Origin of the sequence: Streptomyces sp. M41(2017), from assembly GCF_002078175.1 — a bacterium.
Lineage (GTDB): Bacteria > Actinomycetota > Actinomycetes > Streptomycetales > Streptomycetaceae > Streptomyces.
Window position 1 is genome coordinate 881,679 of the sequence record NZ_MWFK01000001.1, and the last position, 23,200, is coordinate 904,878.

Annotated in this window: 24 protein-coding genes; 12 read left to right on the forward strand and 12 right to left on the reverse strand. The window is 73.0% G+C overall.

Translation table 11 applies throughout. The features are described from left to right. The first annotated feature begins 128 nt into the window (after positions 1 to 128). A complete protein-coding gene (locus B0675_RS03915) occupies positions 129 to 416 on the forward strand; it encodes a chaplin (RefSeq protein WP_081221571.1) in 288 nt (95 codons plus the stop codon). Between the two features lie 81 nt (positions 417 to 497). Here the strand turns inward: B0675_RS03915 and B0675_RS03920 are convergent, their stop codons facing one another. The 9 genes from B0675_RS03920 to chpG all read right to left on the reverse strand — a co-directional run bounded on the left by B0675_RS03920 (position 498) and on the right by chpG (position 6,014). Further along, positions 498 to 1,364, reverse strand: a complete 867-nt coding sequence (locus B0675_RS03920) for a tyrosinase family protein (protein ID WP_081217329.1) — start codon at positions 1,362 to 1,364, stop codon at positions 498 to 500. Continuing rightward, positions 1,348 to 1,839 (reverse strand): tyrosinase family oxidase copper chaperone, encoded by a 492-nt coding sequence (locus B0675_RS03925; protein ID WP_081221572.1) that lies wholly within the window; start codon positions 1,837 to 1,839, stop codon positions 1,348 to 1,350. Before B0675_RS03925 ends, B0675_RS03920 begins: the two co-directional genes overlap by 17 nt. A 223-nt stretch (positions 1,840 to 2,062) precedes the next feature. Next, positions 2,063 to 2,581, reverse strand: a complete 519-nt coding sequence (locus tag B0675_RS03930) for a hypothetical protein (protein ID WP_081217330.1) — start codon at positions 2,579 to 2,581, stop codon at positions 2,063 to 2,065. A 118-nt stretch (positions 2,582 to 2,699) separates the two neighbouring features. After that, on the reverse strand, positions 2,700 to 3,272 hold the full coding sequence (locus tag B0675_RS03935; protein ID WP_241539688.1) for a vitamin K epoxide reductase family protein: 573 nt from the start codon (positions 3,270 to 3,272) through the stop codon (positions 2,700 to 2,702). A 59-nt stretch (positions 3,273 to 3,331) separates the two neighbouring features. Next, on the reverse strand, positions 3,332 to 3,829 hold the full coding sequence (locus B0675_RS03940; protein WP_081217332.1) for a DUF5949 family protein: 498 nt from the start codon (positions 3,827 to 3,829) through the stop codon (positions 3,332 to 3,334). Positions 3,830 to 3,992: 163 nt separating this feature from the next. Then, a complete protein-coding gene (locus B0675_RS03945; RefSeq protein WP_081217333.1) occupies positions 3,993 to 4,232 on the reverse strand; it encodes a chaplin in 240 nt (79 codons plus the stop codon). A gap of 86 nt (positions 4,233 to 4,318) precedes the next feature. Next, complete coding sequence (locus B0675_RS03950; RefSeq protein WP_081217334.1) at positions 4,319 to 4,621, reverse strand: hypothetical protein; 303 nt, start codon at positions 4,619 to 4,621, stop codon at positions 4,319 to 4,321. 251 nt (positions 4,622 to 4,872) lie between these two features. Beyond that, the gene (locus tag B0675_RS03955) at positions 4,873 to 5,547 is read right to left on the reverse strand and encodes a hypothetical protein (protein WP_081217335.1); all 675 of its coding nucleotides are present in this window, start codon (positions 5,545 to 5,547) and stop codon (positions 4,873 to 4,875) included. 227 nt (positions 5,548 to 5,774) lie between these two features. Beyond that, positions 5,775 to 6,014, reverse strand: coding sequence for a chaplin ChpG (gene chpG / locus B0675_RS03960; protein ID WP_081217336.1), 240 nt, complete (start codon positions 6,012 to 6,014; stop codon positions 5,775 to 5,777). A 319-nt stretch (positions 6,015 to 6,333) separates the two neighbouring features. On the opposite strand from chpG, the gene B0675_RS03965 reads away from it, so the two are divergent. The 9 genes from B0675_RS03965 to B0675_RS04005 are packed head-to-tail and all read left to right on the forward strand — an operon-like array spanning position 6,334 to position 17,227. Continuing rightward, on the forward strand, positions 6,334 to 7,503 hold the full coding sequence (locus B0675_RS03965) for a DUF3344 domain-containing protein (protein WP_179165239.1): 1,170 nt from the start codon (positions 6,334 to 6,336) through the stop codon (positions 7,501 to 7,503). 40 nt (positions 7,504 to 7,543) lie between these two features. Next, positions 7,544 to 8,743 (forward strand): glycosyltransferase, encoded by a 1,200-nt coding sequence (locus tag B0675_RS03970; RefSeq protein WP_081217338.1) that lies wholly within the window; start codon positions 7,544 to 7,546, stop codon positions 8,741 to 8,743. Next, complete coding sequence (locus B0675_RS03975; protein WP_081217339.1) at positions 8,740 to 10,173, forward strand: exopolysaccharide biosynthesis polyprenyl glycosylphosphotransferase; 1,434 nt, start codon at positions 8,740 to 8,742, stop codon at positions 10,171 to 10,173. The genes B0675_RS03970 and B0675_RS03975 overlap by 4 nt, the downstream gene beginning before the upstream one ends. 4 nt (positions 10,174 to 10,177) lie before the next feature. Then, positions 10,178 to 11,581, forward strand: coding sequence for an O-antigen ligase family protein (locus B0675_RS03980; RefSeq protein WP_081217340.1), 1,404 nt, complete (start codon positions 10,178 to 10,180; stop codon positions 11,579 to 11,581). Next, the gene (locus B0675_RS03985; protein WP_241539689.1) at positions 11,578 to 13,572 is read left to right on the forward strand and encodes a lipid II flippase MurJ; all 1,995 of its coding nucleotides are present in this window, start codon (positions 11,578 to 11,580) and stop codon (positions 13,570 to 13,572) included. Before B0675_RS03980 ends, B0675_RS03985 begins: the two co-directional genes overlap by 4 nt. Further along, a complete protein-coding gene (locus B0675_RS03990; protein ID WP_241539690.1) occupies positions 13,556 to 14,317 on the forward strand; it encodes a polysaccharide deacetylase family protein in 762 nt (253 codons plus the stop codon). Before B0675_RS03985 ends, B0675_RS03990 begins: the two co-directional genes overlap by 17 nt. Further along, the gene (locus B0675_RS03995) at positions 14,317 to 15,429 is read left to right on the forward strand and encodes a glycosyltransferase (RefSeq protein WP_081217342.1); all 1,113 of its coding nucleotides are present in this window, start codon (positions 14,317 to 14,319) and stop codon (positions 15,427 to 15,429) included. The genes B0675_RS03990 and B0675_RS03995 overlap by 1 nt, the downstream gene beginning before the upstream one ends. Positions 15,430 to 15,446: 17 nt before the next feature. Continuing rightward, the gene (locus tag B0675_RS04000) at positions 15,447 to 16,103 is read left to right on the forward strand and encodes a lipopolysaccharide biosynthesis protein (protein ID WP_081217343.1); all 657 of its coding nucleotides are present in this window, start codon (positions 15,447 to 15,449) and stop codon (positions 16,101 to 16,103) included. Next, complete coding sequence (locus B0675_RS04005; RefSeq protein ID WP_081217344.1) at positions 16,100 to 17,227, forward strand: GNAT family N-acetyltransferase; 1,128 nt, start codon at positions 16,100 to 16,102, stop codon at positions 17,225 to 17,227. Before B0675_RS04000 ends, B0675_RS04005 begins: the two co-directional genes overlap by 4 nt. 22 nt (positions 17,228 to 17,249) lie before the next feature. Here the strand turns inward: B0675_RS04005 and B0675_RS04010 are convergent, their stop codons facing one another. Then, the gene (locus tag B0675_RS04010; protein WP_179165240.1) at positions 17,250 to 18,614 is read right to left on the reverse strand and encodes a glycosyl hydrolase; all 1,365 of its coding nucleotides are present in this window, start codon (positions 18,612 to 18,614) and stop codon (positions 17,250 to 17,252) included. A 236-nt stretch (positions 18,615 to 18,850) separates the two neighbouring features. Here B0675_RS04010 and B0675_RS04015 point away from each other — a divergent pair, with 236 nt between their 5' ends. Both B0675_RS04015 and B0675_RS04020 read left to right on the forward strand, forming a co-directional pair. Beyond that, the gene (locus B0675_RS04015; protein WP_081217345.1) at positions 18,851 to 20,314 is read left to right on the forward strand and encodes an ATP-grasp domain-containing protein; all 1,464 of its coding nucleotides are present in this window, start codon (positions 18,851 to 18,853) and stop codon (positions 20,312 to 20,314) included. Beyond that, positions 20,314 to 21,585 carry an FAD-dependent oxidoreductase gene (locus B0675_RS04020; RefSeq protein ID WP_081217346.1) on the forward strand — a complete coding sequence of 424 codons (1,272 nt, stop codon included), beginning with the start codon at positions 20,314 to 20,316 and terminating at the stop codon, positions 21,583 to 21,585. The genes B0675_RS04015 and B0675_RS04020 overlap by 1 nt, the downstream gene beginning before the upstream one ends. A 73-nt stretch (positions 21,586 to 21,658) precedes the next feature. On the opposite strand, the gene B0675_RS04025 is transcribed toward B0675_RS04020, so the two are convergent. Further along, entirely contained in the window at positions 21,659 to 22,621 is a 963-nt protein-coding gene (locus B0675_RS04025) for a chaplin (RefSeq protein ID WP_241539691.1), read from the reverse strand. Between the two features lie 106 nt (positions 22,622 to 22,727). Continuing rightward, on the reverse strand, positions 22,728 to 22,985 hold the full coding sequence (locus B0675_RS04030) for a chaplin (protein WP_081217348.1): 258 nt from the start codon (positions 22,983 to 22,985) through the stop codon (positions 22,728 to 22,730). Between the last annotated feature and the right edge of the window lie 215 nt (positions 22,986 to 23,200).

Below are 23,200 nucleotides of genomic sequence, written 5' to 3' on the forward strand. Positions count from 1 at the left end.
CGCCCGTCCGGCGGGGATCGGTGGGTGATACCCCGATGAACGCCCGTGACCAGGTGTGGGCGGACGCGTTGAAGGGGGAGTGCGGTCGCGTCCGTGCCACCGCGCTCATCGAACCAAAGGAGAACGTGATGTCTCGCATCGCGAAGGTCGCCGCAGTCGCCCTCGGCACGGGTGCCGTTGTCATCAGCGGGGCCGGTCTGGCCATGGCTGACGCGGGCGCCCAGGGCGAGGCCGTCGGCTCGCCCGGCGTCCTCTCGGGCAACGTCATCCAGGTGCCGGTCAACATCCCGGTCAACGTGTGCGGCAACACCGTCAGCGTCATCGGCCTGCTGAACCCGGCCTTCGGCAACCACTGCTCGAACGACGGCGGCCACGGCAAGGACAAGGACCGCGGCGGCTACGGCTACGGCCACTGACCCACGCCACGCGAGAGGCCCCCGGCAGGAAGTCGCTGCCGGGGGCCTCGCCGTCCCCGATGTGCGGACGGGTGGACGGCCTCACGCGTACCGATAGACGGCGCTGTGGTCCTCCATCGACTGCGGCGTCACGCCCCACGGGGGCATCTCCTCGTTGCGGGCGATGATCCGGCCGCGCTGGGAGTTCCCGAGACCCGGCGGGCGCTCGGGCAGATAGCGGGCACCGCGGTGCCGCTGCTGCCAGCGCGACCACTGCAGGTCGACGAAGGCGTGGTGCAGCCAGAACACGGGATCGTTGACGGAGCCGCCGCCCAGCATGTGGCCGCCGACCCAGCGGTGGACGCGGTTGTGGTTGGCCCAGGCGGCGTTGCCCGACCCGTGCCCCCACCCCTCCAGCTTGTTGCGGAAGCCGCGCGTGGACGTGGAGTTCCAGGGCGACGTGTCGTAGACGGGGTCCTCCAGGGCGGCGTTCAGGTCGCCTGCCGTGGGCAGGTGCAGCGGCTGTCGCGGCCGGCCGAGGTCCCGGGTGAGGAACACCCCGTCCGTCACCCCCTCCTTGATGATCCACTTGCCCTGCGCGTAGGCGAACGGCCCGGTCGTCACCTGCCGGTCCGAACTCCGCCCGTTGCCGCCGAGCAGGTCCTTGGTCCAGGGCGCGGACGTCGTCGAACGGTCCCGCGTCCAGTCCCAGTAGGGCACGCTCACCGACGGATCCACCTTGCGCAGCGCACCCTCCAGCTCCAGCAGGAATCGCCGGTGCCAGGGCAGGAAGGACGGCGTCATGTGGGCCGCGCGCAGTCCGTCGTCGCCGTCCGCGACGTAGTAGTCGATGTGCGTGCGGACGAACTCGTCGTACTGGCCGCGGCGTTTGACCTCCAGCATCGCGGTGACGAATCGGCGCCGCTCCGAGCTGGTCAGCGTGCTGACGTCCTTACGCGTGTACACCATGGTGGTGGCCGCCCCCTTCCCTACCGCCGCCGTACGGCGTGCTCCCGCCTCCGCCGCTCCGGTCACCGCCGGCACCGTCCATCCCCTTCATGCCGTCCATGCCGTCCATGCCGTCCATGGGCCGCAGGTGTTCGGCGGGGTCCAGTTCGTCGACGGCGGCACGCGCGGCCTCCAGGGCCGTCGGGTACGACACGTAGTGGTCCACCATGCTGAGATAGCCGCCGTCCGCGCGACGCATCAGGTGCAGGGGCCTTCCGTCCACCGTGACCAGCCACTCCGCGCCGGTGAACGCGACCCGGCCGTCCGAGCCGCTCCTCCTGCCGAGCAGATGGCGGCCGCGGTACACCTCGTCGAAGGAGAGGTCGTCCTGCCGCTCGGGGCGCGAGGCCCGGGAGGCGGCGACGACGGGGGCCAGTGCCACGGCGACGGCCGAGACCAGCAGGCCCCGCGTGACTCCGCGCCGGGTCACGGCCATGGTGTCGGCGAGGTGTTCAGCGCCCCGGCCCGGCACCCGGCCGGCCGGCGCACGGCTCGGTCCGCGCCCCCGTAGTCTGCTCGACACCCAGCTGACGAACATGCTTGTCTCCTCCACGGATTGAGGCGGATGCAGCGTCTTCAGCAGGGTTCAACGACGGCGGCGCCGGATGGTTCGGGCGGCGGGCCCGGGCCGGACTCCCGGGACCGCGACCGCGCGGGTGTCAGGCGCCGGAGCCCGTCTCCACGTTCGCCCCCGGGACGGTCTGCAGCAGCGGCGTGAGCACGGCGGCCTGCGGCAGCTTCACGTCGGGAAGACCGAAGTGGTCGGCGTTCGGCGCGCCGAGCGGGGCCTGCAGGGACAGCCCGGGGGTCAGCGTCCGCAGGTCGGCGGCGGGCGCCGAGACCCCGAGGTGGTCGAAGCCCTCACCGAGGATGTGCGGCAGGGGCGTCCGCAGGTCCGCTCCGGGCAGCCCGCCGACGAGCGGCAGCTGGGGAAGCGTGCGGTCGGGCAGCATCCGGCCCTCGACGTAGCGGGGTCCCTCGGGCGAGCCGGGCACCGGTACCGGCAGCTCACCCGCGATGTGGGGCGTCCGCAGGTTGAGGGCCTGCTCGACGCCGTTCAGCGGCACGGGGATGGGGACCGTGTCCGCCGCGACGGCGGGGGTCGCGGCGGCGGCACCCACCACCGCCGCCACCCCGGTCATGACGGCGGCGAGAGTTCCTCGTGTGGTCGGCTTCATCTCAGGTACGGTCCCTTTCAGGATTCGGTGGCTCTGCGTCCGTACCGCGTAACGATGCCGGGAACGCCATCAGCGAAATATTCCCCCGACGGACGCAATAGTCGTTCGATAGGAATGATCAGCTCGTCCAGAAATCCCACCATCGGGTCAGGATCAGCATTCCGATGACACCGATGTGCAGGACCGGAACAACCCAGGTGAATTCCGCGAGGAATGTCTTGAGCCATTCCGGAGCGGGTAGAAAATCATGCCGTACGTTGAATGACGTGACGTACCAGAACATGATGATCGTGGCGACCCACGCCAGGCAGCACCAGAGGCACAGCGAGTTGATCCGGTAGAACGACTGGAACTGGAGCCAGGTGCAGAATCCGACGCCGAAGAGCATTCCGGCGTTGAGGATCAGCCAGTACCAGCGGGGGAACGCGGCCCGGGCGAACAGGCTCACGCCGACGCAGGTCACCACGCCGTACGTCACCAGGCCCAGCATCGGGTTGGGGAACCCGAAGGCGGAGGCCTGGTCGCTCTTCATGATGTTGCCGCAGGACACGACCGGGTTCAGGCTGCACCCGGGCACGAAATTCGGGTCCTCGAGCAGCTTGAACTTGTCGATCGTGATGACCCACGCGGCGAGGAGCCCGGCCGCGCCCGTGATCACCAGCAGCAGGGCGAGGGCACGACTGCTGCCCACGGCGCGCCCGCGCGCACCCCTGCCCGCGACGCCCTCCCCCGGTCCCGCGGCGGCCGTCATCAGCCGCGCAGGCTGCGCGCGGGCAGCAGCACGTGCGCGGCGCTGAGCAGGGTGTCCTCGTCGCCCGCGAAGGCCGTCAGGTCCTCCGGCGCGACGGGCTTGCCGGGCTGGGCGACGGGCCAGGCACGGGTGGCGAACAGGAAGTAGGCGTAGCCGCGTTCGCCCACCGCCGCGAGCCACTCCGGCGGGGCGACGCACTGGGCGTTGAGGTGCGGCATCCGGACGACGGCCTGGCCGCCCTCGACGAGCAGGGTGAGCGGCAGGCTCGGGTGCTTGGACCCGTCGATGAGGGTCTCGCCGACGGGGATCCCGTTGTCGGTCAGCAGCTGCCGGATGGCGGAGGCGGATCCTTCCGGGCCGCCCTCGCCGTCGCCCAGGGAGTAGGCGAGGAGGTAGGGCATGTCGCCGTCGGGAGCTTCACCGCTGAATGCCATGACGGCGAGCGTGCCGAGATCGACGGCCCGAAGGGGGCTCATTTGGCTTGAGGTTGAGGTCACCGCGGAACCTTATCGGCGCATCCGTTCGGGCCCCTTCCCGATTTCACCCGCCCGGGCGATGACCGGCCGCGCGACCACACGAACGAAGGACGCGACTCGAACAGCGCGAAGGACCGATTCCACGGCTGCGGAATCGGTCCTTTCGGCGCAGGGCCGTACGACGTCAGTCGTTGACGCAGGTGTTGCCGAACGCCGGGTTCAGCAGACCGATGACGTCGACCGTGTTGCCGCAGACGTTGACCGGAACGTGCACGGGGACCTGAATGACGTTTCCGGAGGCGACACCCGGGGACTTGACCGCCGCGCCCTCGGCACCGGAGTCGGCGACAGCGCTGCCCGCGGCGGCACCGGCGGCCATTCCGGCGGTGGCGAAAATCAGCGCGGCCTTCTTGGCAGAGTTCATCGTCAGCCCTTTCCTCGGAGATTTGCCCACGAGCCTAAGGAAATGCCCGCGCACGTCGAGGAAAGACACGCGATGAATTCGCTTCACTAGCGCTGGAGGGGAAGTCCGCCGAGCAGCTGCGAGGGGCCGCCGGCCGTGTTCAGCGCCTTCGTCGTGCCGCTCACGGTGCTGAGCAGAGAGTTCTTGTTCTCGGTGTCGAGCGCGTTCGACTGGTGCTGCAGGGGCATGACGTCCTGCACGCTGAGCGAACGCTGGCTGGTGATGGTCTCCAGGGCGCCGTTGAGGCTGGACGGCGTGAGGTCGGAGGCTCCGGCGGCGAACGCGGGTGCGGCGGCACCGGCGACGACCAGGGACCCGGCGACTACAGCGGCGGCCTTGAGGGACTTCATCGTGTTCCTTTCTTCGGCGACTCGTGTCACCAGAGGGAATTCCTCTTCGACATGGCTAACGAGCCCCGAACGCGACGGAAACCCCGCGTGCAGAAAATTCCTGCACCCCACCCGAATGACCGGCGTGTCGCATTCTCATATAAGAGGCGGGCGGCCGGTGTGCGGGCAGACGGAACCGGCCGCCGTACCGACCCCGCAGCAGGGTCGGTACGGCGGCCGGTGGGCGAGGTGCCCGGTTCGCGGACGGACCGTCAGGAGACCGGCAGCGAACCCGTCGGGAGGGCGCTCGTCGGCAGCGCCGGGAGCGCCGGGAGGCCCGGCAGGTTCGGCGCCGGGAGGCCGCCGCCGAGAACGGTGGCGACGACGAAGTTGACGAGCCCGGTCACCACGGCGGTGGCCGCGGGGACGACCGAGGCGGCGTCACCCGAGGTGACCGCCTTGACCAGCGAGTCGACGGCGGTCTGCAGGGCCGTCAGCGCGTCGGCCTTGACGTCCGCGGCGGCCAGCGCCCGCGGGCGCTCGGCGTTCTTGGACAGCGGGGGCACGGCCGGCAGCGCGACGGGCGGCACGGCCGGGACGGCGGGGGCGGCGGCCGGCGGGGCGACCGGAGCCGCGGCGGTGACCTTGGCGATGGCGTCCTTCGCGGCCTGGCCGAGCTTCGTCGCCTGGTCGGCGGGAATCTGGCCGTTGTCCGCCTTGAGCGCGGCGTCGACCAGGGCGGCGACCGGGGCCAGGACGCCGCTTATGTCGCCCAGGGTCTTGGTCTGCGCCAGAAGCGCGTCCGCGCCGGGTACGGGCGCCGCCGCATGGCTGTGGCCACGCGGCAGGTCGCTGTCGGCGGCCATCGAGGCCGGTGCGGCGATCCCGATCAGAAGCGTGGCACAGAGTGCGGAGGTCGCGATGCGCCGTGCGGGCAGAGCACGCATGGATGTTCCCTTCGGTGGTGCGTCGGATCTTGACTCCACCGTGAAAGCAGTCATCGCACTCTGCAACTGTTCGAATGCTCTACGTAATCGGCGGCTGCCCCTACCACTGCCATCGCCGCAGGTGAGGAGCCATGCCGGACCCCACCACGGGTCTCCCCCGTTCGGGGCAACGCGAACCGGCCGCCCTCCCGTCGGGGAGAGCGGCCGGCAGAAGAACCGCGCAGACGTCAGCCGTTGACGCAGGTGTTGCCGAACGCCGGGTTCAGCAGACCGATGACGTTCACGGTGTTGCCGCAGACGTTGACCGGGACGTGGACGGGAACCTGCAGGACGTTGCCCGACAGGACGCCCGGGGAGTGGGCGGCCGCGCCGTGCGCGTCGCTGTCGGCGGCGGCGATGCCGGCGGTGCCGGCCACGGCGGCGGCGGCAACGGAGGTCAGGGCCAGGCCCTTAGCGATACGCGACATGGAGAAATGCTCCTTGGAAGTCGACACAACATCCGGGCGGGTTGCCCGGCTCTGCATTCAACGCGCGGCGCGCACGCGGGTTGTGCCTCCAAAGGGGTGATCTCACAAACGGCCGGGCTCCACGAATCCGACACACATCACAGGTTTCGCCCATAAATACGGACAACAGCTAGAGTCGGCCACCTCCCGAGGGCGCCTGCGACCAGACGCCGACCGGCGCCGGAAGACAGACGGGGAGCCGGCGCGCACCGATCCGCTCCGCAGATGTCCGTCCCTCCGCTGGTCCAGAACCTTTTCCCCCGAAAGGGCCCCGCCGGTCATGCGTATTTCTCCGGGTCTGCTGCTGCGCCGTGCGATGGTGGGCTGCTCCGCCCTCGCCACCCTGTGGGCGCCGGCCGCCGCCGCGACCGCCGCCGGACCCGCCGCGGAGGCGGAGAACCTGGCCTTCACGCAGCGGTACCACGCGCTCCAGCACGGCGGGATCGTGCGCGCGGCGAACTCCGCGATCAGCTGCCGCAGTTCGGCGCGGTCCCGGCACCCCGCGGCTCCCGCGAAGGCCGCCGGCCACCGGCGCGGGGCGACGGCATCGGGTACCAACCGCTCCGCGGCGAACGCGTGTTCCACCGCCCGAGCCGGCGGCCGGGCCGCCAACGGCGACTTCGACATGTTCTACATCGACGTCGACAAGGACCCGAACACCTACAACTCCAGCCGCTCCGAGGTGCGGCTGCCCAAGGGAGCGCACGTCACGTACGCGCGCCTGTACTGGGGCGGCAACCTGCGAGTCGGCGAGCAGAAGCCGCCGAAGGACAACGGCCGGGTGCTGATCGCCGAGCCCGGCGGCCAGTACAAGGAACTGCTCGCGGACAGCGTGGTCGGGCACCGGGTGGCGCAGGGGGCGGACGCGTTCCAGGCCTCGGCGGACGTCACGCGGCTGGTGCGGGCGAGCGGCGCGGGGCTGTGGACCGTGGCCCAGGTCAACGTCGCCAAGGGCAGGACGGCCGCCGGTGCGTGGGGCGGCTGGACGCTGGTGGTGGCGTACGAGAAGAAGGCGGAGCCGCTCAGGCATCTGTCCGTGTGGGACGGCTTCGGGACGCTGGGCCCGGACGACGCGGAGCGGTCGGTGCCCCTGGGCCCGATGTCGCTCCCCGGGACGGTCAGGGGCCGGGTGGGCCTGGTCGCGTACAACGGCGACCGCGGCCGTACGGGTGACTCGCTCGCCCTTTCGACCGGCCCCGGAGCGCCCACGGTGCTGAGCGACGCCGCCAACCCCCGTGACGATGTGCTGAATTCGACCATCAGCGAGCCCGGACCTGCGACGACACGCCGGGTGCCCGCGTACTCGAACACGCTCGGCTACGACTCGGACGTTCTCGAATTCGGCAAGGGGATCCGTTCCGGGGGTGACCAGTTGGCCTTCCGGATCGTTTCGCACCGGGACGCGGCCTGGGTCGGGGCACTGTTCGCCGCCGTCGACGCGAAGCAGTGACGCGCGCCCCGGCGCGCCGCCCGTGAGCAAGGAACCGCGCATGTATCTGTCAACCGACCCTCCGCCGCGTGTCCTTCATGTCACGCAGCCGGTCGACGGCGGCGTCGCCCGGGTGGTCGCCGACCTCGTCCGGGCGCAGCTGACCGCCGGAACCCGGGTGACCGTCGCCTGCCCGGACGGCAACGCCTTCGCCCGGGAGGTGCGGGAGCTCGGCGCCGACGTCCGGCCCTGGCAGGCGACGCGCGCGCCGGGGCGGCTGCTGCCGCAGGAGGTGCGCCGGCTCGGCCGGGTGCTGGCCCGGGTGCGGCCCGACGTGGTGCACGCGCACAGCGCGAAGGCGGGTCTCGCGGCCCGGCTCGCCCTCCGGGGACGCGTGCCGACGGTGTTCCAGCCGCACGCCTGGTCCTTCGAGGCGGTCGACGGCACCGCGGCCGCGCTGGCGCTCCGGTGGGAACGGTGGGGGGCGCGCTGGGCGTCCCGGGTGGTGTGCGTGAGCGATGCGGAGCGCACGACCGGCGTGCACGCCGGGGTGAGCGCCCAGTGGCGGGTGATCCCCAACGGGGTCGACCCGGAGCGCTTCCGCCCCGCCTTCCCGGACGCCGTACGCGCGGGACTTCCGCAGCTCGCCGGGGTGGACCCGGCTGCCCCGCTGGTGGTGTGTGTGGGACGGCTGTGCCGGCAGAAGGGCCAGGACGTCCTGCTGGAGGCGTGGGACGCGGTGCTGCGCCGGGTCCCCGAGGCCCGGCTGGTACTCGTCGGGGACGGCCCGGACTCCGCCCGGCTGCGCGCGGGCGCACCGCGTGACGTGCTGTTCGCCGGGGCCACCGACGACGCCGTGCCCTGGTACCAGGCCGCCGATCTCGTGGTGCTGCCGTCCCGTTGGGAGGGCATGGCGCTGGCCCCCCTGGAGGCCATGGCCTGCGGCCGTCCGGTCGTGATGACGGACGTGGACGGCGCGCGGGAGAGCCTCCCGGCCGGTCACGACCCCCGCTGTCTGGTCCCCGCGCGGGAGCCGGAACCCCTCGCCGAGTCGATCGGCGCACTGCTGTCCGAACCGGAGCTGCGCGAGTCGCTCGGTCAGCAGGGGCGCCGCCATGTACTGACCACGCACGACGTGCGCCTCACGGCCGACGCGGTCGCGGGGGTCTACCGCGAACTGCTGGCCGGCGTACCGGCGCAGCACGCCGGGAGCGCCGCGTGCGGGGACCACACCGAGTGCAGGGAGTCCATCCACTCGTGACTGCGGAAAGCACCGTTCCCTCCCCCGGCGGACAGCCCCGGGAGTACGGATTCTCGCCCGTCTCGGTCATCCCTCCCCGCGGGGCCGACGGCGGTTTCAGATTTCCGGCCGGCCGGCGGACGACGGCCCGGCGGGCCGCCTGGGCGCCGCTGGTCGCCGTGGACGCCGTCGCGGCCCTGGCGAGCGGGCAGGCGCTCACGGAGAGCAGCAATCCGCTGTTCGTCGTCGCGCTGCTGGTCGGCGTGGTCGCTCTGAACGCGCGGGCGTCGCTCTACCGTCCGGCGCCCGTACCGGTCCTGCTCGACGAACTGCCCACCCTGTGCGCGCGGGTCGCGGTCACCTGGTGCACGCTCGCGGCGCTGGTCGCCGCGTTCGTCCCGGACGCCGCGCTGTCCGCGCGGACGCTCGTCCTGGGCTGCGCTGCGCAGTCGGCGATCAGCTGCGCGGGGCGCGGCACGGTGCACTGGCGCCGCCGCCGGTCCCTGGCCCTGCACCCGGGCGCGGCCCTGGTCGTCGGCCCCGCCGCGACGGCGCAACGGGTGGCGGCGGCCTTCCTGCGTCACCCGAACTGCGGGGTCCGGCCGGTCGGTGTCGTCGCGGACCAGCCGGCCGGTGTCGAGGGCCTGCCGGTCCTGACGACCGGTGAGGAGGTGCAGCGGGCCCTCATCCAGAACGGTGTGCGGTCCGTGCTCGTGGTGGAGCCCGCCGCCGAACGCGCCCCGATGCTGCGGGCGTTGGCGGAGGCGGGCTGCGAGCTGTGGGAGGTCGACGCGGACTCCCCGTCGTACGAGCGGGACGGGCGGGACACGCTGGCCGGGTTCGCCTGCCGCCGGCTCTCCATGACACTGCGCCGCTCCAGCGTCGGCAAGCGGCTGCTGGACGTCGCCGTCTCCGGGACGCTGCTGCTCCTGGTCAGTCCGCTGCTGCTGCTCTGCGCGGTGGTCCTGCGGCTGAGCGACGGGCCGGGGGTGGTGTTCCGGCAGGAGCGCATCGGCAAGGACGGCAGGCCCTTCACCCTGCTGAAGTTCCGCACCCACCGCCCGGTCGACGCGCACGAGGCGGCGACCCGCTGGAGTGTGGCCAACGAGCTGAAGATGAGCCCCTTCTGCCACTTCCTGCGGCGCACCTCGCTCGACGAGCTGCTCCAGCTGTGGAACGTCTTCTGGGGCGACATGAGCCTGGTCGGGCCGCGCCCCGAACGCCCGTACTTCGTGGCCAAGTTCAGCCAGACCTACCCCGGTTACGCGGCACGGCACCGGATGCGGACCGGCATCACCGGCCTCGCCCAGGTGCACGGGCTGCGCGGCGACACCTCGATCGAGGACCGCTGCCGGTTCGACAACGCCTACATCGACAACTGGTCGCTGTGGCAGGACATCTGCATCCTGCTGCGCACGGCCGCCGCGCTCGTCCGTCCGACGGGGAGCTGAGCCGATGAGCGACGCCCTGACCGTCACTCCGCTGGACAGCGCGATCTCCGTCCTGCGGCGCGCGCTGCCGGTGCTGCCCGTCGTCGTGGTGATCGCCCTGCTCGGGCTGCCGGTCGCGCCGGGCGGCGAGGGCGGCGCGAACATCGCGGACGCCATGTCCGGTGTGGTCGTGGTGAGTTGCGCGATCCGGCTCGTACGGGCCCGTCGGCGTCCGTTGTCCGCGACCGCCGCGGTGGTCCTCGGGCTCCCGGTGGCCGGCATCGCCGTCGCGGCGGCCGGGGCGGCGGACCCGGGGGCAGGGATCACCGGCCTCGCCCGGTACCTCCAGATCTTCGTGCTGGTCCCCGCCGCCGTCCTGCTCTCGGTGCGTGACCGACGCGACTTCCGGCTGCTGGCCTGGTCGTTCGTCGGCCTGGCGCTGTGGCAGGGGGCGGTCGGCGTGCAGCAGTACGTCACCGGGACCGGTGCCTCCTACCAGGGCGAGGACGTGCGCGCGGTCGGCACCTTCGGGCCGACGGACGTGATGGGGATGGCGACGGTCGTCGCGTTCGGGCTGGTCTGCGCGGTGGCGCTGGCCCTCGGGACCAGCGCGGCCCGTCAGCGCGCGGTCGCCACGGCCTGCGCGCTGGCCCTGCTGCTGCCGCTCGCCCTGTCGTTCAGCCGGGGTGCCTGGATCGCCACGACCGTGGCCTGCGGAGCACAGCTGGTCCTCGCGGGCCTGCGTCGCGCGGCGAAGGTCGGCGCGGTGGTTCTCGCCGGCGGGGTGATCCTGGTGGGCGGCCTCGGGGTCGGCACCGCGATGCTGCAGGAGCGCATCACGAGCATCACGCAGGTCACGGACGCGCCGGACCAGTCGGTCGTCGACCGGTACACGATGTGGGCCGCCGCCACCGACATGTGGCGCGAACACCCGCTCACGGGCGTCGGGCTGAAGGGTTTCCCCGACAACCGCGACGGCCACGCCTCGCTCGCCCTCTCCGCGGGCAGCGACATCGCGGGCGCGGGCGCCGCCTTCCACAAGCAGGCGCTGCTCTCCCCGCACAACATGTACCTCCTCGTCCTCAGCGAGCAGGGCCTCATCGGGCTGCTCGCGCTCGGAGGCAGCTGGCTCGCGCTTCTGGTGTGCGCGCTGCGCGGGCTCGTGCGGGTACGGCGCACACCCCCGGGCGCCCGCTCCGCCGGGGCCCGGATCCCGGCCGGCACGGACTGCGCGCTCGTCGCGTGCGGGCTGATCGTCTGGCAGTTGACCGACTTCGTGTACGCGGACATCGGCGGCCCCTCCACGGTGCTGACCGCCGTCGTGTTCGGCCTCATCGGCTGGTGGGCGCTGGTCGACCCGGCGACCCCGGCCGGCCCGGAGGCCCCGGTCGCGGCCCCTTCCGTACCCGAGGAGGCCACGGCGCGATGACGGTCACGCCGCCCAGGGCGGGGGAAGACGCGGACACGGACGCGAACGAGGGCGCGGACACGGGGGCGGGGGCGGACACGGAACGGAACTCCCGGCGGGTCGCCGGCGTCGAGCCGACCGCCGCGAGCGCGGCCCGCCACCCGGCGCCGACCAGCTCGACCACCGGCACGGCAGCGGGGTTGGCGCCGATGGCAGCCGCGGGCGGGGCGGCGCGGCCCGGCACGACGACGGCAGCCGGTACGGGTACGGAACCCGGCGCGACGACGGCATCTGGTGGGGCGGCGGAACGCGGGGCGAGGGCCGGCGCCGGTACGACGGCGGAGGCCGGGGCGACGGCGTCCGCGGGTGCGGCGCTCCCCGGCGCCCGTACCGCCCCGCCCGCTCGCGCCTCCACCGATCCTGCCGGCCCCGGGAAGCAGGAGGCCCGGTCCGAAGCGGCCGCCTCCAACCGGTTCCTCGCGAAGGCCGCACTGGTCACCGTCGCGCTCTCGATCGCCGGAGCGGTCCTCGGCCTCGGCCGGGACCAGGCTCTCGCCCACCTGTTCGGGGCCGGATCGGACACGGACGCGTTCCTGGTCGCGTGGACGCTCCCGGAGTTCGCGGCGACGCTGCTGATCGAGGACGGACTGGCCTTCGTGCTGGTCCCGTTGTTCAGCGTGGCCGTCGCCCGGCGCGCGCGGGGAGACGCGGGGGATCCCGTACGGGCCCTGGTCGCCGCCACGCTGCCGCGGCTGACGCTCGCCTTCGCCGCGGTCGGCGCGCTGCTGATCGCCGGAGCCCCCTACCTCGTCGAGGCGCTCGCGCCCGGCCTGCCCGACCCCCGGCTCGCGGTGGACTGCACCCGGCTGACCGCGACCTGCGTGTTCTCCTTCGGACTGGCCGGCTACTGCAGCGCGGCCCTGCGGGCGCACCGCCGGTTCGTCGCACCGGCGGCGATCTACGTGGCGTACAACGCCGGGATCATCGCGGCGATGTTCGTGCTCGGCGGCCGCTGGGGCGTGCGCTCGGCGGCGCTCGGGGTGGCGGTCGGCGGCGCCCTGATGGTGGTGGCGCAACTCCCCTCGGTGGGACGGCAGCTGCGGCGCAGGGAGTCGGCCGGAGAACTCCTGGAGGGCGAGCCGGCCCGGCCGATGGACCTGACGCTCGTCAGCACGGTGCTGCTCTTCGCGCTCTGCCGGCAGTCCCAGGTCCTCGTCGAACGCTTCCTCGCCTCCTCGCTGCCCGCCGGGGCCATCTCGCATCTGAACTACGCGCAGAAGGTGGCGCAGATGCCGATGGTCCTCTCGCTGATGCTGTGCACGGTCACCTTCCCGGTGGTCGCGCAGGCGATCGCCGAGGGGGACACGGAGCGGGCCCGCGACCGGGTGGAGCGCGATCTGGCGCTCGTGTCCTGCACGGTGCTGCTGGGCGCGGCGGCGGTCGCCGCCTGCGCACCGCAGATCATCCAGCTCCTCTTCCAGCGGGGCGCGTTCACCGCCGCGGACACGGCCGCCACGGCGTCGGTCATGCGGGTGTACGCGCTCGGACTGCTCGGTCACACCCTGGTCGGCGCGCTCGTGCGGTCGTACTTCTCCTCGGGGCGGCCCACCTGGTACCCGCTGTTCGCGATGACCGCCGGGATCATCGCGACCTCCTGGATCGGCGTCCTGGCCGTCGGCCCGTGGGGGGTGTGCGGCATCGCCGCCGCCAACGCCACCGGCATCACCCTCAGCGCCGTGCTCCTGCTGTACGGCACGGGGCCGCGCAGTGTGCCGATCCGCACCCGCCGGGTGCTGACCGAGATCGGCAAACCGCTGCGGGCCGCGCTGGTCGCCGCGGTGGCCGGGGGTCTGTGCGCGAGCCGCCCGGACTCCCCGCTGCTCGGCCTCGTCCTCGGCGGCACGGTCGTGACCGTCGTCTTCGCCCTGCTGGCCTGGATCCTCCGGGTCGAGGGGTTCGCACCCGCACTCCGTTCCGTCACACGAAGGGTTCCGTATGCCCGTTTCCGCTGACAGCAGCAGACGTACCGGCACGAGCTCCCTCGACGCCCCGCCCTGGGTGGCGATGTACCACTCCGTCGGGGACTGCTCCGACGACCCGTACCGCATCACGGTCTCCCCGGACCGCCTCGACCAGCAGCTGAGCTGGCTGCGCCGCCGCGGGCTGCGCGGGGTGGGGATGGCCGACCTGCTCGCCGCCCGCGCCCGCGGTGAGGCCCGTGACCTGGTGGGCCTCACCTTCGACGACGGGTACGCGGACTTCGTCGACACGGCGCTCCCCCTCCTGCACCGGTACGGCTTCGGCGCCACCCTCTTCGTGCTGCCCGGGCGGCTCGGCGGCGACAACGGCTGGGACCCGCTGGGCCCCCGCAAGCCGTTGCTGTCCAAGCAGGGCATCCGGCTCGCCGCCGCCTCCGAGGGCGTCGAGGTGGGCTCGCACGGCCTGACGCACGTCGACCTCACGAAGGCCGACGACACGGTGCTGCACGCCGAGGTCGCGGAGAGCAGAGCAGTGCTCTCGGAGTTGATCGGTGCTCCGGTCGAGGGCTTCTGCTACCCCTACGGGACCATCGACGAGCGGGTCGTCGACGCCGTCCGCGACGCCGGGTACGGCTACGGGTGCGCGATCGACCCCGGCCCGCTGTCCGGCCCGCACGCCCTCCCCCGCGTGCACGTCGGCGAGAACGACACCCCCGTACGCATGCTCCTGAAGCACAAGCTGCACCGACTGCGCCGGCGCCCCGTCGAGGGGGTCTGATGAAGGCGCTGCACATCATCACCGGCCTCGGGGTCGGCGGGGCCGAGCAGCAACTGCGGCTGCTGCTGCGGCATCTGCCCGTCGAGTGCGACGTCGTGACGCTCACCAACCCGGGTGCCGTCGCCGCCGGCCTCACCGACGACGGTGTGCGCGTGATCGACCTCGGCATGACCGGCAACCGTGACCTCGGGGCGCTGCCCCGGCTGGTGAAGGTGATCCGCGCCGGCCGCTACGACCTCGTGCACACCCACCTCTACCGGGCCTGTGTCTACGGCAGGCTCGCCGCCCGGCTGGCCGGGGTGAAGGCCGTCGTGGCCACCGAACACTCCCTCGGCGACTCCCAGATGGAGGGGCGCCGGCTCAGCTCCGGCGTCCGCGCCCTCTACCTGGCCAGCGAGCGGCTCGGCCGGTCCACCGTCGCCGTGTCCCCCACGGTCGCCGACCGGCTGCGCCGCTGGGGCGTGCCCGGGCCGCGCATCGAGGTGGTGCCGAACGGCGTCGACGTGGCCCGTTTCCGCTTCGACCCCGTGCTGCGCGAACGCACCCGCCGCCGGCTCGGGCTGCCGGAGGGCGCGTACGTCGTCGGCGGGGTCGGTCGCCTCGCGGCGGGCAAGCGGTTCGACGTCCTGATCCGGGCGCTGGCCGAACTGCCCGACGACTGCTGGCTGCTGCTCGTCGGCGGCGGCACGGAGGAGAGTGTGCTGCGGCGCGCCGCGCACGACGCCGGGGTGGCGGACCGGGTGCTCTTCACCGGCGAACGCCCCACCGGCGGCTCCCCCGGCGCCGACCTGCCGTCGCTGATAGGAGCCATGGACGTCCTCGCCTCGCCCAGTCCCGAGGAGGCGTTCGGGCTGGCCGTGGTGGAGGCGATGGCGGCCGGACTGCCGGTGCTGTACGTCTCCTGCCCGGCCGTCGAGGACCTGCCGCCCGAAGCGGCCCGCGGCGCCCTGCGGGTCGGGGGCGACGCGGACTCGTTCGTCCGCGCCCTGGCCCGCGTCCGTACGGAGGGCCCGGCCCCCCGCGCGGCGGCGGACGCCGCCCACCACTACTGCATCACCCGCAGCGCCGCACGGCTCATGGACGTGTACGCGGCCGCTGTCTCGCGCACCTGAACTGGAGTGAGTTCCTCATGTCCGAAAACCTCACCAGGGGCCACCGTTCCGCGGGAACGGGCCTCGCCCGGGCGAAATCCATGCCCCCGTGGTCGCTGCTCGCCGCCGGAGCCGTGCTCGGCGGCCTGCTCGGCGGCGCGTACGGCGTGGTGAAGACCCCGACCTACACGGCGACGAGCTACGTCATCGCCGTGCCGACCGACAAGGGTGACCCGTCGGCCGCGCTCGGCTTCGCCCAGGCGTACGGCCGGGTCGCGACCCAGCTCGCGGTCCTCGGCGACGCGCAGGTGTGGGCCGGTGTCCCCGTCAGGACGCTGCAGGCGGACGTGCGGACGGCGACCTCGCCGGACGCCCCGATGGTCGCCGTGTCGGCGACCTCCTCCCGCCCCGACCGCGCCGCCGACATGGCCAACGCGGTCACGCGCTCGCTGACCCAGCACGCCAACGACAACCAGAAGGACACGCACGTCCAGTTGCTGTCGTTCTCCCGCGCGGTGAAGCCGGCCTCGGCGTCCTCCGCGTCGGCGACAGTGACCGGACTGGTCGGCGCGAGCGCGGGCGGCCTGCTCGGCGGCCTCGTGCTGCTGGTCCGCCCCCGCCGGTCGGCCGACGCGGCCCGGCCGGCCTCCGTGCCGAGCCCCGCCACGGCCGCCGATGTGCACGGAGCGCTGTGACCGAGACGCTCAGGACCGGCGTACGGAGGGCCGCGCGGGCGGAACTCATCACCGACGAGAGGGAGTTCGCGGAACTGGGGCCCGCCTGGGATCGCCTGTACCGCCGGTGCGGCGCCGTCACCGCGTTCCAGAGTCACGCCTGGCTGCATTCGTGGTGGCTGTCGTACGGGACACCGGGGCGGCTGCGTCTGGTGGTCGTCCGTGAGGACGGTGAGCTGCGGGCGGCCGCACCCCTGATGCTGGTCCGCCGCCCGCTGCCCGCCCTCGTCCCGCTCGGCGGAGCCATCTCCGACTACGCGGACGTGCTCCTCGACGACGAGCAGGCCGACCGGTGGGCTGCCACGCTCACCGAGGGCCTGTCGGCCGCCGCCCGCACCGCGCTGATCGACTTCCGCGAGGTCCGTCCCGGCGGGGCGGTGGAGCGGATCTACGAGCGCTGGCGGGGCCCCCGCCGCCGCGTCGGCGACTCGCTGTGCCTGGAGCTGCCCGCCACCTCGATGGAGGAACTGGTGGGCCGGCTGCCCTCGGCCAAGGCGCAGCGCGTCCGGGCGAAGCTGCGCAAGCTCGCCGCGCTCGGGGTCGAGCAACGGGTCGTGGGCCTCGACGAGGTGGACGCGGCGCTGCGTCGGCTGCTCGAACTGCACCAGTTGCAGTGGCAGGGCCGGAAGGTGACGAGCGAGCACGTCCAGGAGCGGTTCGCGGAGCATCTGGTCCGCTCGGTGGTCCCGATGGCGCGTTCCGGGGACGCGGTGGTCACCGAGTTCCGTCTCGACGGCACGGTCGTCGCCGTGGACCTCACGCTGTTGTCGCCGCGCCTGGCGGGCGGCTATCTGTACGGCGCCCATCCGCGGCTGCGCGAGCGCAAGGCGGACGTCGCGGTGATGCTGCTGGACGCGTGCTCCCGGCACACCGAGGCGGGGGGCCGCGGGACCCTGAGCCTGTTGCGCGGCGACGAACCGTACAAGCGGCACTGGCGTCCGGAGCCGGTCGTCAATCAGCGGCTGCTCCTCGCCCGCCGGTTCACCGCACCGCTGATGTCGGCGGTGGTCTGCGACGTCGCCGCCCGACGGAGGGGCAAGGCGCTGCTGCGCAGTTGGAGGGAACGCGGTGGCGGCAGGCCCTGAACGACCCGCCGCCACCCTGGGCTCACCGGTTGCGCGACCACCAGTCGAAGCGCAGGCACAGCTTCCCGCCCATCCAGTACTCCACCCAGTCGCCCAGGTCCAGCGGCGAACAGTTCGGCGGGGGAAGGGGAACGGGTGTGACCGGCTTCGTCGGCTCGGGCTTCGGCGTCGGCTTCGGTGTCGGCTTGGGGGTCGGCTCCGGCGACGGCGGGGCCGTCGGGTCGGTCCGGCCGGACAGCGCGGCTCGGTAGGCCTGGGACGCCTTCGGGTTGTCCTCGCACTGCCACACACCGTGCGGGCAGTAGTCGGTGAGGGTGTTGTACAGCGGCTTGTGCTCGTCGATCCACCCGAGCATGCGCTTCATGTACTCGGCGTTGTCGCCGTTGCGGAACAGGCCCCATTCGGGATAGGAAATGGGCTTGCCGTGGGCCTTCGCGAAGTCGACCTGCTCCTGAAGCCCGTACGGCTCCTTCACCTGCTCGTCGAATGAGAGCCCCGACGGCTGGTCGTACGAATCCATGCCGATGATGTCGACCGTGTCGTCCCCGGGATAGCACTGTGTCCAGGGAATGCCGTCCCGGCCGCGGTTCGGGGCGAAGTCGAACTTGAATTTCTGCCCCGGCACCGCGCGCATGGTGGTGACGATTCTGTTCCAGTACTTCTTCCAGGCCTCCGGGTCGGGACCGCAGCGATGGGTGTACGTGATGCCGTTCATCTCCCAGCCGAGCACGATGACGGTGTCCGGCACCTTCAGCTCGACGAGACGCTCGGCGAGCGCGCGGAAATGGCTGTCGAACGCTCCGGAGGAGGCCTCGGCGAGCAGGCTCCTGACCTCGTCGTCGGAGACCCGGTCCTCGTTGCGCTCCATCATCGGGACGTTGAGGACGAGCATCCGGTCGGCCTGGTCGCGACGCCAGTCCGCCCAGGCGTCCAGGAACCCGGGCGCGCCCTCGATGTTGCTCCAGCGGTCACCGGGCAGATACGTGTGCCCGACGCGCAGTTCGGTCCCGCCCAGCCACTCGCTGAGCTGGGCGATCCGCGCGATACCCCTGGCGCCGTAGTCCAGGTAGGCGCCGAAGGCGGGCTGCTGGGCCGCGGGTTGCGCGGTGGGCGCGGGTGTCGCGCCGGTCGCCGCGGGCTTGCCGGACGCGGCGGGCGCGCCGACCGGCGGGCCGGCGACCGGGGGCGGGGTCCGGGTCCCGCCGGTGGGCGGGGAGGCCGCGGGCGGTGCCACCACCGTGGGCGTCGGAGCCGGCGGATCGCCGACCCGACCCACCCCGGCGCCCACGGCGTATCCCGGACCCGACGCGAGCGCGACCGACGTGACGATGCCGGCCGCGACGAACGCCAGCCTTCTGTTCCGGGGCCGATGCTGCTGTGGGGCCATGCCTGCTCCTCTCTCCCTCTTGTTTCTCGGATTTACGTATCCGATTACTGACACTCAGTCATACGAATACCCATTCCGCCAACCGAGGCCCCTGCCTCCGCAGCTGATGATCACTCGCACGGGTGACCCACCCGCTCGCGCGTCCATCGGCAATCGTCCGGGCCCGTTCCCGAAAACGCCCCTGAAGCGTTCCCCACCCCTACAACGACCCTGTCGCCGATCCGAAGGAAAAGCCTGTGCAGATTCTCGACACCCGGGTCCCCGCCGTTCTGTTGCGCATCGACCGGAATCCCTTTCACCACGGAACTCTGGGAGCCGTGCGCTCACTCGGCAGGGCCGGTGTGGAGGTTCACGTCGTCGCCGACGCGGAGGGAAGTCCCGTCCGCAGATCGCGCTTTGTGTGCGAGATGCACCCCCCGCCGCCGCCGGGTTCCTCCACCGCGGACATCGCCGCGGTGTTGCGCCGAGTGGCCGCGCGGATCTCCCGGCCGGCGGTGCTGGTCCCGATGGATGACGCGAGCGCGCTGGCGGTGGGCCGCATGGGCGAGGACCTCACCGGCGGGTACCTGCTGCCGCGGCAGCCGGGCCGCCTGGCCGAACGCGTCGCCGACAAGGCCGAACTGGCCGCCGTCTGCGCGAGCGTGGGTGTTCCGCACCCGGTGACCCTGATCCCGGAGAGCCCGGCACAGGCCGCCGCCGCGGCCTGGCAACTGGGGCTGCCGGTGATGGCCAAGTGGAGCCGCCCGTGGCTGATCCCGGCCGGGACCGGGCTGCGCAGCACCGTCGTGGTGCGTTCTGCACGGGAGGCCCAGGACCTCTATCTGCGCGGCGCGGAGGCGGGCAGCCCGCTGCTGCTCCAGGCGTTCCTGCCGCCGGGGCCCGACCGGGACTGGTTCTTCCACGGATACGTCGGCCGGTCCGGGACCACGCACGGCGGCGGCGCGGGCCGCAAGCACCTGTCCTGGCCGCGCGGCGCGGGCCTCACGGCGGTCGGCCGCTGGACGCCCAACCCCGAGTTGGAGACGCTGGTCGAACGGCTCACCACGGCCCTCGGCTACCGGGGCATTTTCGACCTCGACTTCCGCAGGGACGGCACGACGGGCCGCTACCACCTGCTCGACTTCAACCCCCGCCCCGGCGCCCAGTTCCGGCTCTTCGAGGACGGCGGCGGCCTGGACGTCGTCCGCGCCCTGCATCTGGATCTGACCCACCGTCCGCTGCCCGGTCCGGCGCCGCTTCCGGGCCGCGCGTTCGTCGTGGAGAACTACGCACCGCTCGGCGCCCTGCGTCCGCGCCCTGCGGGGCGCGAACTCGCCTGGCACGCGCCGGACGACCCGGCGCCGGGCCGGGCGATGTGGAGCCTGTGGACCCGGCACGTGCCGCGCCGGCTGACCCAGCGCGCCGCCCGTCTGCTGTCCGGACCGGCCGCGTCACAGGAATCGGACGACGCGACCGCCGGTGGAGCACCGGGGCTGGAGGCGGCGGTGACCGAGGCCCTCGAAGAGGTCGCGCTGCCCGTGGAGGGGCCCGCCGCCGGAGGCCCGGACCCGACGGTCGTCCGCCCGCGCGGCGAAGCGGTCGCCCGCCCCGGCACCAGGACCGTACCCGCGCCCGCTCCCCCGCCAGCCCCGCCGGCCGACGCACCGGCCGGTTCCCTTGCCGACTCCCTTGCCGACGACGAGAAAGCGAGCAGCCACTGATGTACGACCTCCTGGTGGTGGGAGCCGGACCCTACGGCCTGTCCATCGCGTCCCACGCCGCGGCCGCCGGGCTGAGCCTGCGCGTCCTCGGCCGCCCCATGGCCTCCTGGCGGGACCACATGCCCGCCGGCATGTTCCTCAAGTCGGAGCCGTGGGCGTCGAACCTCTCCGACCCGGAGGGCCGCTGGCGCCTGGAGACGTACTGCGCGGGCCGCGGTGTGACGGCCCGGCACGGCGAGCCGATCCCGGTCGGGATGTTCGCGTCGTACGGGCTGTGGTTCGCCCGCAACGCCGTGCCGCACGTCGACGAACGCACGGTCGTCCGTGTGCGGGCCTGTGCCGGCGGCTTCGAGGCGCTGATCGACGACGGCGAGGTGCTGCGCGCCCGGACGGTCGCCCTGGCCGTCGGTGTGATGCCCTTCGTCGAGGTGCCGCCCGTGCTGCGCGACCTCGGTCCCGAGCAGGTGTCGCACAGCAGCCACCACGGCGACCTCTCCCGCTTCCGCGACCGGCACGTGACGGTGATCGGGGGCGGCCAGGCCGCCCTGGAGACGGCGGCACTCCTCGCCGAGCAGGGCACCCGGGTCAGGGTGCTGGCCCGCGCGGGCCGGCTGAACTGGAACGACGTGCCGCCCGCCCGGGACCGGCCGTGGTGGCGGGCGGCCCGTGCCCCGCACAGCGGTCTCGGCTGCGGCTGGCGCAACTGGTTCTACGCCGAGCGCCCCGGCCTCTTCCGACGGCTCCCGGAACCCACCCGGACCCGGATCGCGGCGACCGCGCTGGGGCCCGCGGGCGCCTGGTGGGTGCGTGACCGCGTCGAACCCGTCGTCGAGCTGATGCTGGGTCACGAGGTCACGTCGGCCTACGCGTCGGGGATCGGCCTGCGCGTCGAGACGGTGGACGCGGACGGCACACCGACCTGTCTGGAGACCGACCACATCATCGCCGCCACCGGCTTCCGGGGCCGGCGCGACCGGCTCGGCCTGCTCGCCGGCGAACTCCGGGCAGGCGTGGCCGCCCTGCCCGACGGCTCCCCCGCCATCGGCAGGGACTTCGAGTCCTCTGTGCCGGGGCTGTTCATGGCCGGTCTGGTCACGGCGTCCTCGTTCGGACCCGCCATGCGTTTCGTGCAGGGTGCCGGCTTCACCGCGGACACTCTCGTGCGGGGCGTACGGCGCCGGCTGCGCACGGAACCGGGCGGCGCACGGGTTCCGGCGCCCGCGTCCCGTCTGCCGAGGGGATCCGACGAGGAGCTCGGCGCCCGGAGCTGACCGACGGGCCCGGGGTCCGGGGGCACGACGGTTCGGGGGCCGGACGCGTCACCGCGTCCGGCCCCCGGTGGTGTCAGGGACGCGAGGCGACCCGGCTCCGCCGGTACATCACCGTGCCGCCGGCGAGCAGGAACAGGCTGACGGCCGCGGTCTCCGCCAGTCCCGCGCCGCCGGTCTCCGCCAGCGCGGCCGGGGGCGTGGACCGGTGGTGCTCCGGGGTGTGCGGCGCCGGCGGCTGCTCGTGGACCGTGGGCGGCGGGGTGTACGAGACGGGCGTGAACGGCGTCTCGGTGGGCGGGTGCTCGTGGGTCGGCGGGGGCGTGGAGGGCGGGGTGCAGTCCTCGTCCGGGGTGGAGCCGTAGCCTCCCGGGGTGTGCTGATGGCCGCACTCGTTGCCGAACACCGGGTTCCCGATGCCGATCACGTCGACGGTGTCGCCGCACAGCTCGACCGGGACGTCCACCGGGGCACCGGCGTGGTTGCCGGAGAACACGCCCGGCGAGTCGTGGGCACCGCCGTGCGCGGAGGAGCCACCGTGCCCCGCGTGGCGACCGTGTCCGCCAGAGCCGGAGCCGGAGTCCCCGTACCCCGAGTCCCCGTACCCGGAGCCGCCGTACCCGGAGTGACCGTGGCCCGAGTCCCCGTACCCGGACCCTCCGTGGCCGCCGCCGTAGGCTCCGCCGCCGTAGGCTCCGCCGTCGTGACCGCCGCCCGGGTGGCCGGAGCCGCCGTGGCCGGAGCCGGTGTCCTGCTGGGCGGGGATGCGCGGCGCGGCGTGCCTGCCGTGCGAACCCGACGGGTTGGCACAGGAGTTGCCGAAAGCGGGGTTGAGCGCCGCGACCACGTCGACCGTGTTGCCGCAGGCGTTCAGCGGCACGTTCACCGGGACCTGGACGTTGTTGCCCGACGCGACGCCCGGCGAGCCCGAGGCGGCCGACACCGCACCGGAGTCGGCGAAGGCCGGGCTGGCGTACAGGGACATGATGCTTGTCGCGGCCGCCGCCACGACCACTCCCCTACTCAGGTTCTGTCGCACTCTTGTTTTCTTCCTGCTGGTAGAAGTGAGGAAGCCGGCCTCGGGCCGCACTGCGGTCCAAGGCCGGCCGTGGCACAGCCGGGGGCGGCTGAGGTGCCGGGAAGCGTCAGTCGTTGACGCAGGTGTTGCCGAACGCCGGGTTCAGCAGGGCGATCACGTTGATCGAGTTGCCGCACACGTTGACGGGGATGTGGACGGGAACCTGGATCACGTTGCCCGAGAGGACACCGGGAGAGTGGACGGCGGCACCCTCGGCACCCGCGTCCGCGAAGGCCGGGGCAGCCATGCCCAGGGCCATGATCGCGCCGGCGACGACAGCAGCGCTCTTCTTGTGCTTCACGTGCTTTCCCTTCTCTGCGGTCATGCCCCTTTGTCGGCCGAGACCGAGCGAGCACAACTTGAACGGCTCGCACCATGACCTGCAGGCTGTAAACGAGGGACGGACGACCGAAGAAACTGTGGAGCGCGCGCCGCTTGGTAATTCACTCGAATCGCCCTGAGCCGAAGGCACGCTCGAACGGCCACAGCAGGAGAAACGCTTCTTTCGAGAGCCCGACCAAGAAGAAGCGTTTCCGGGAA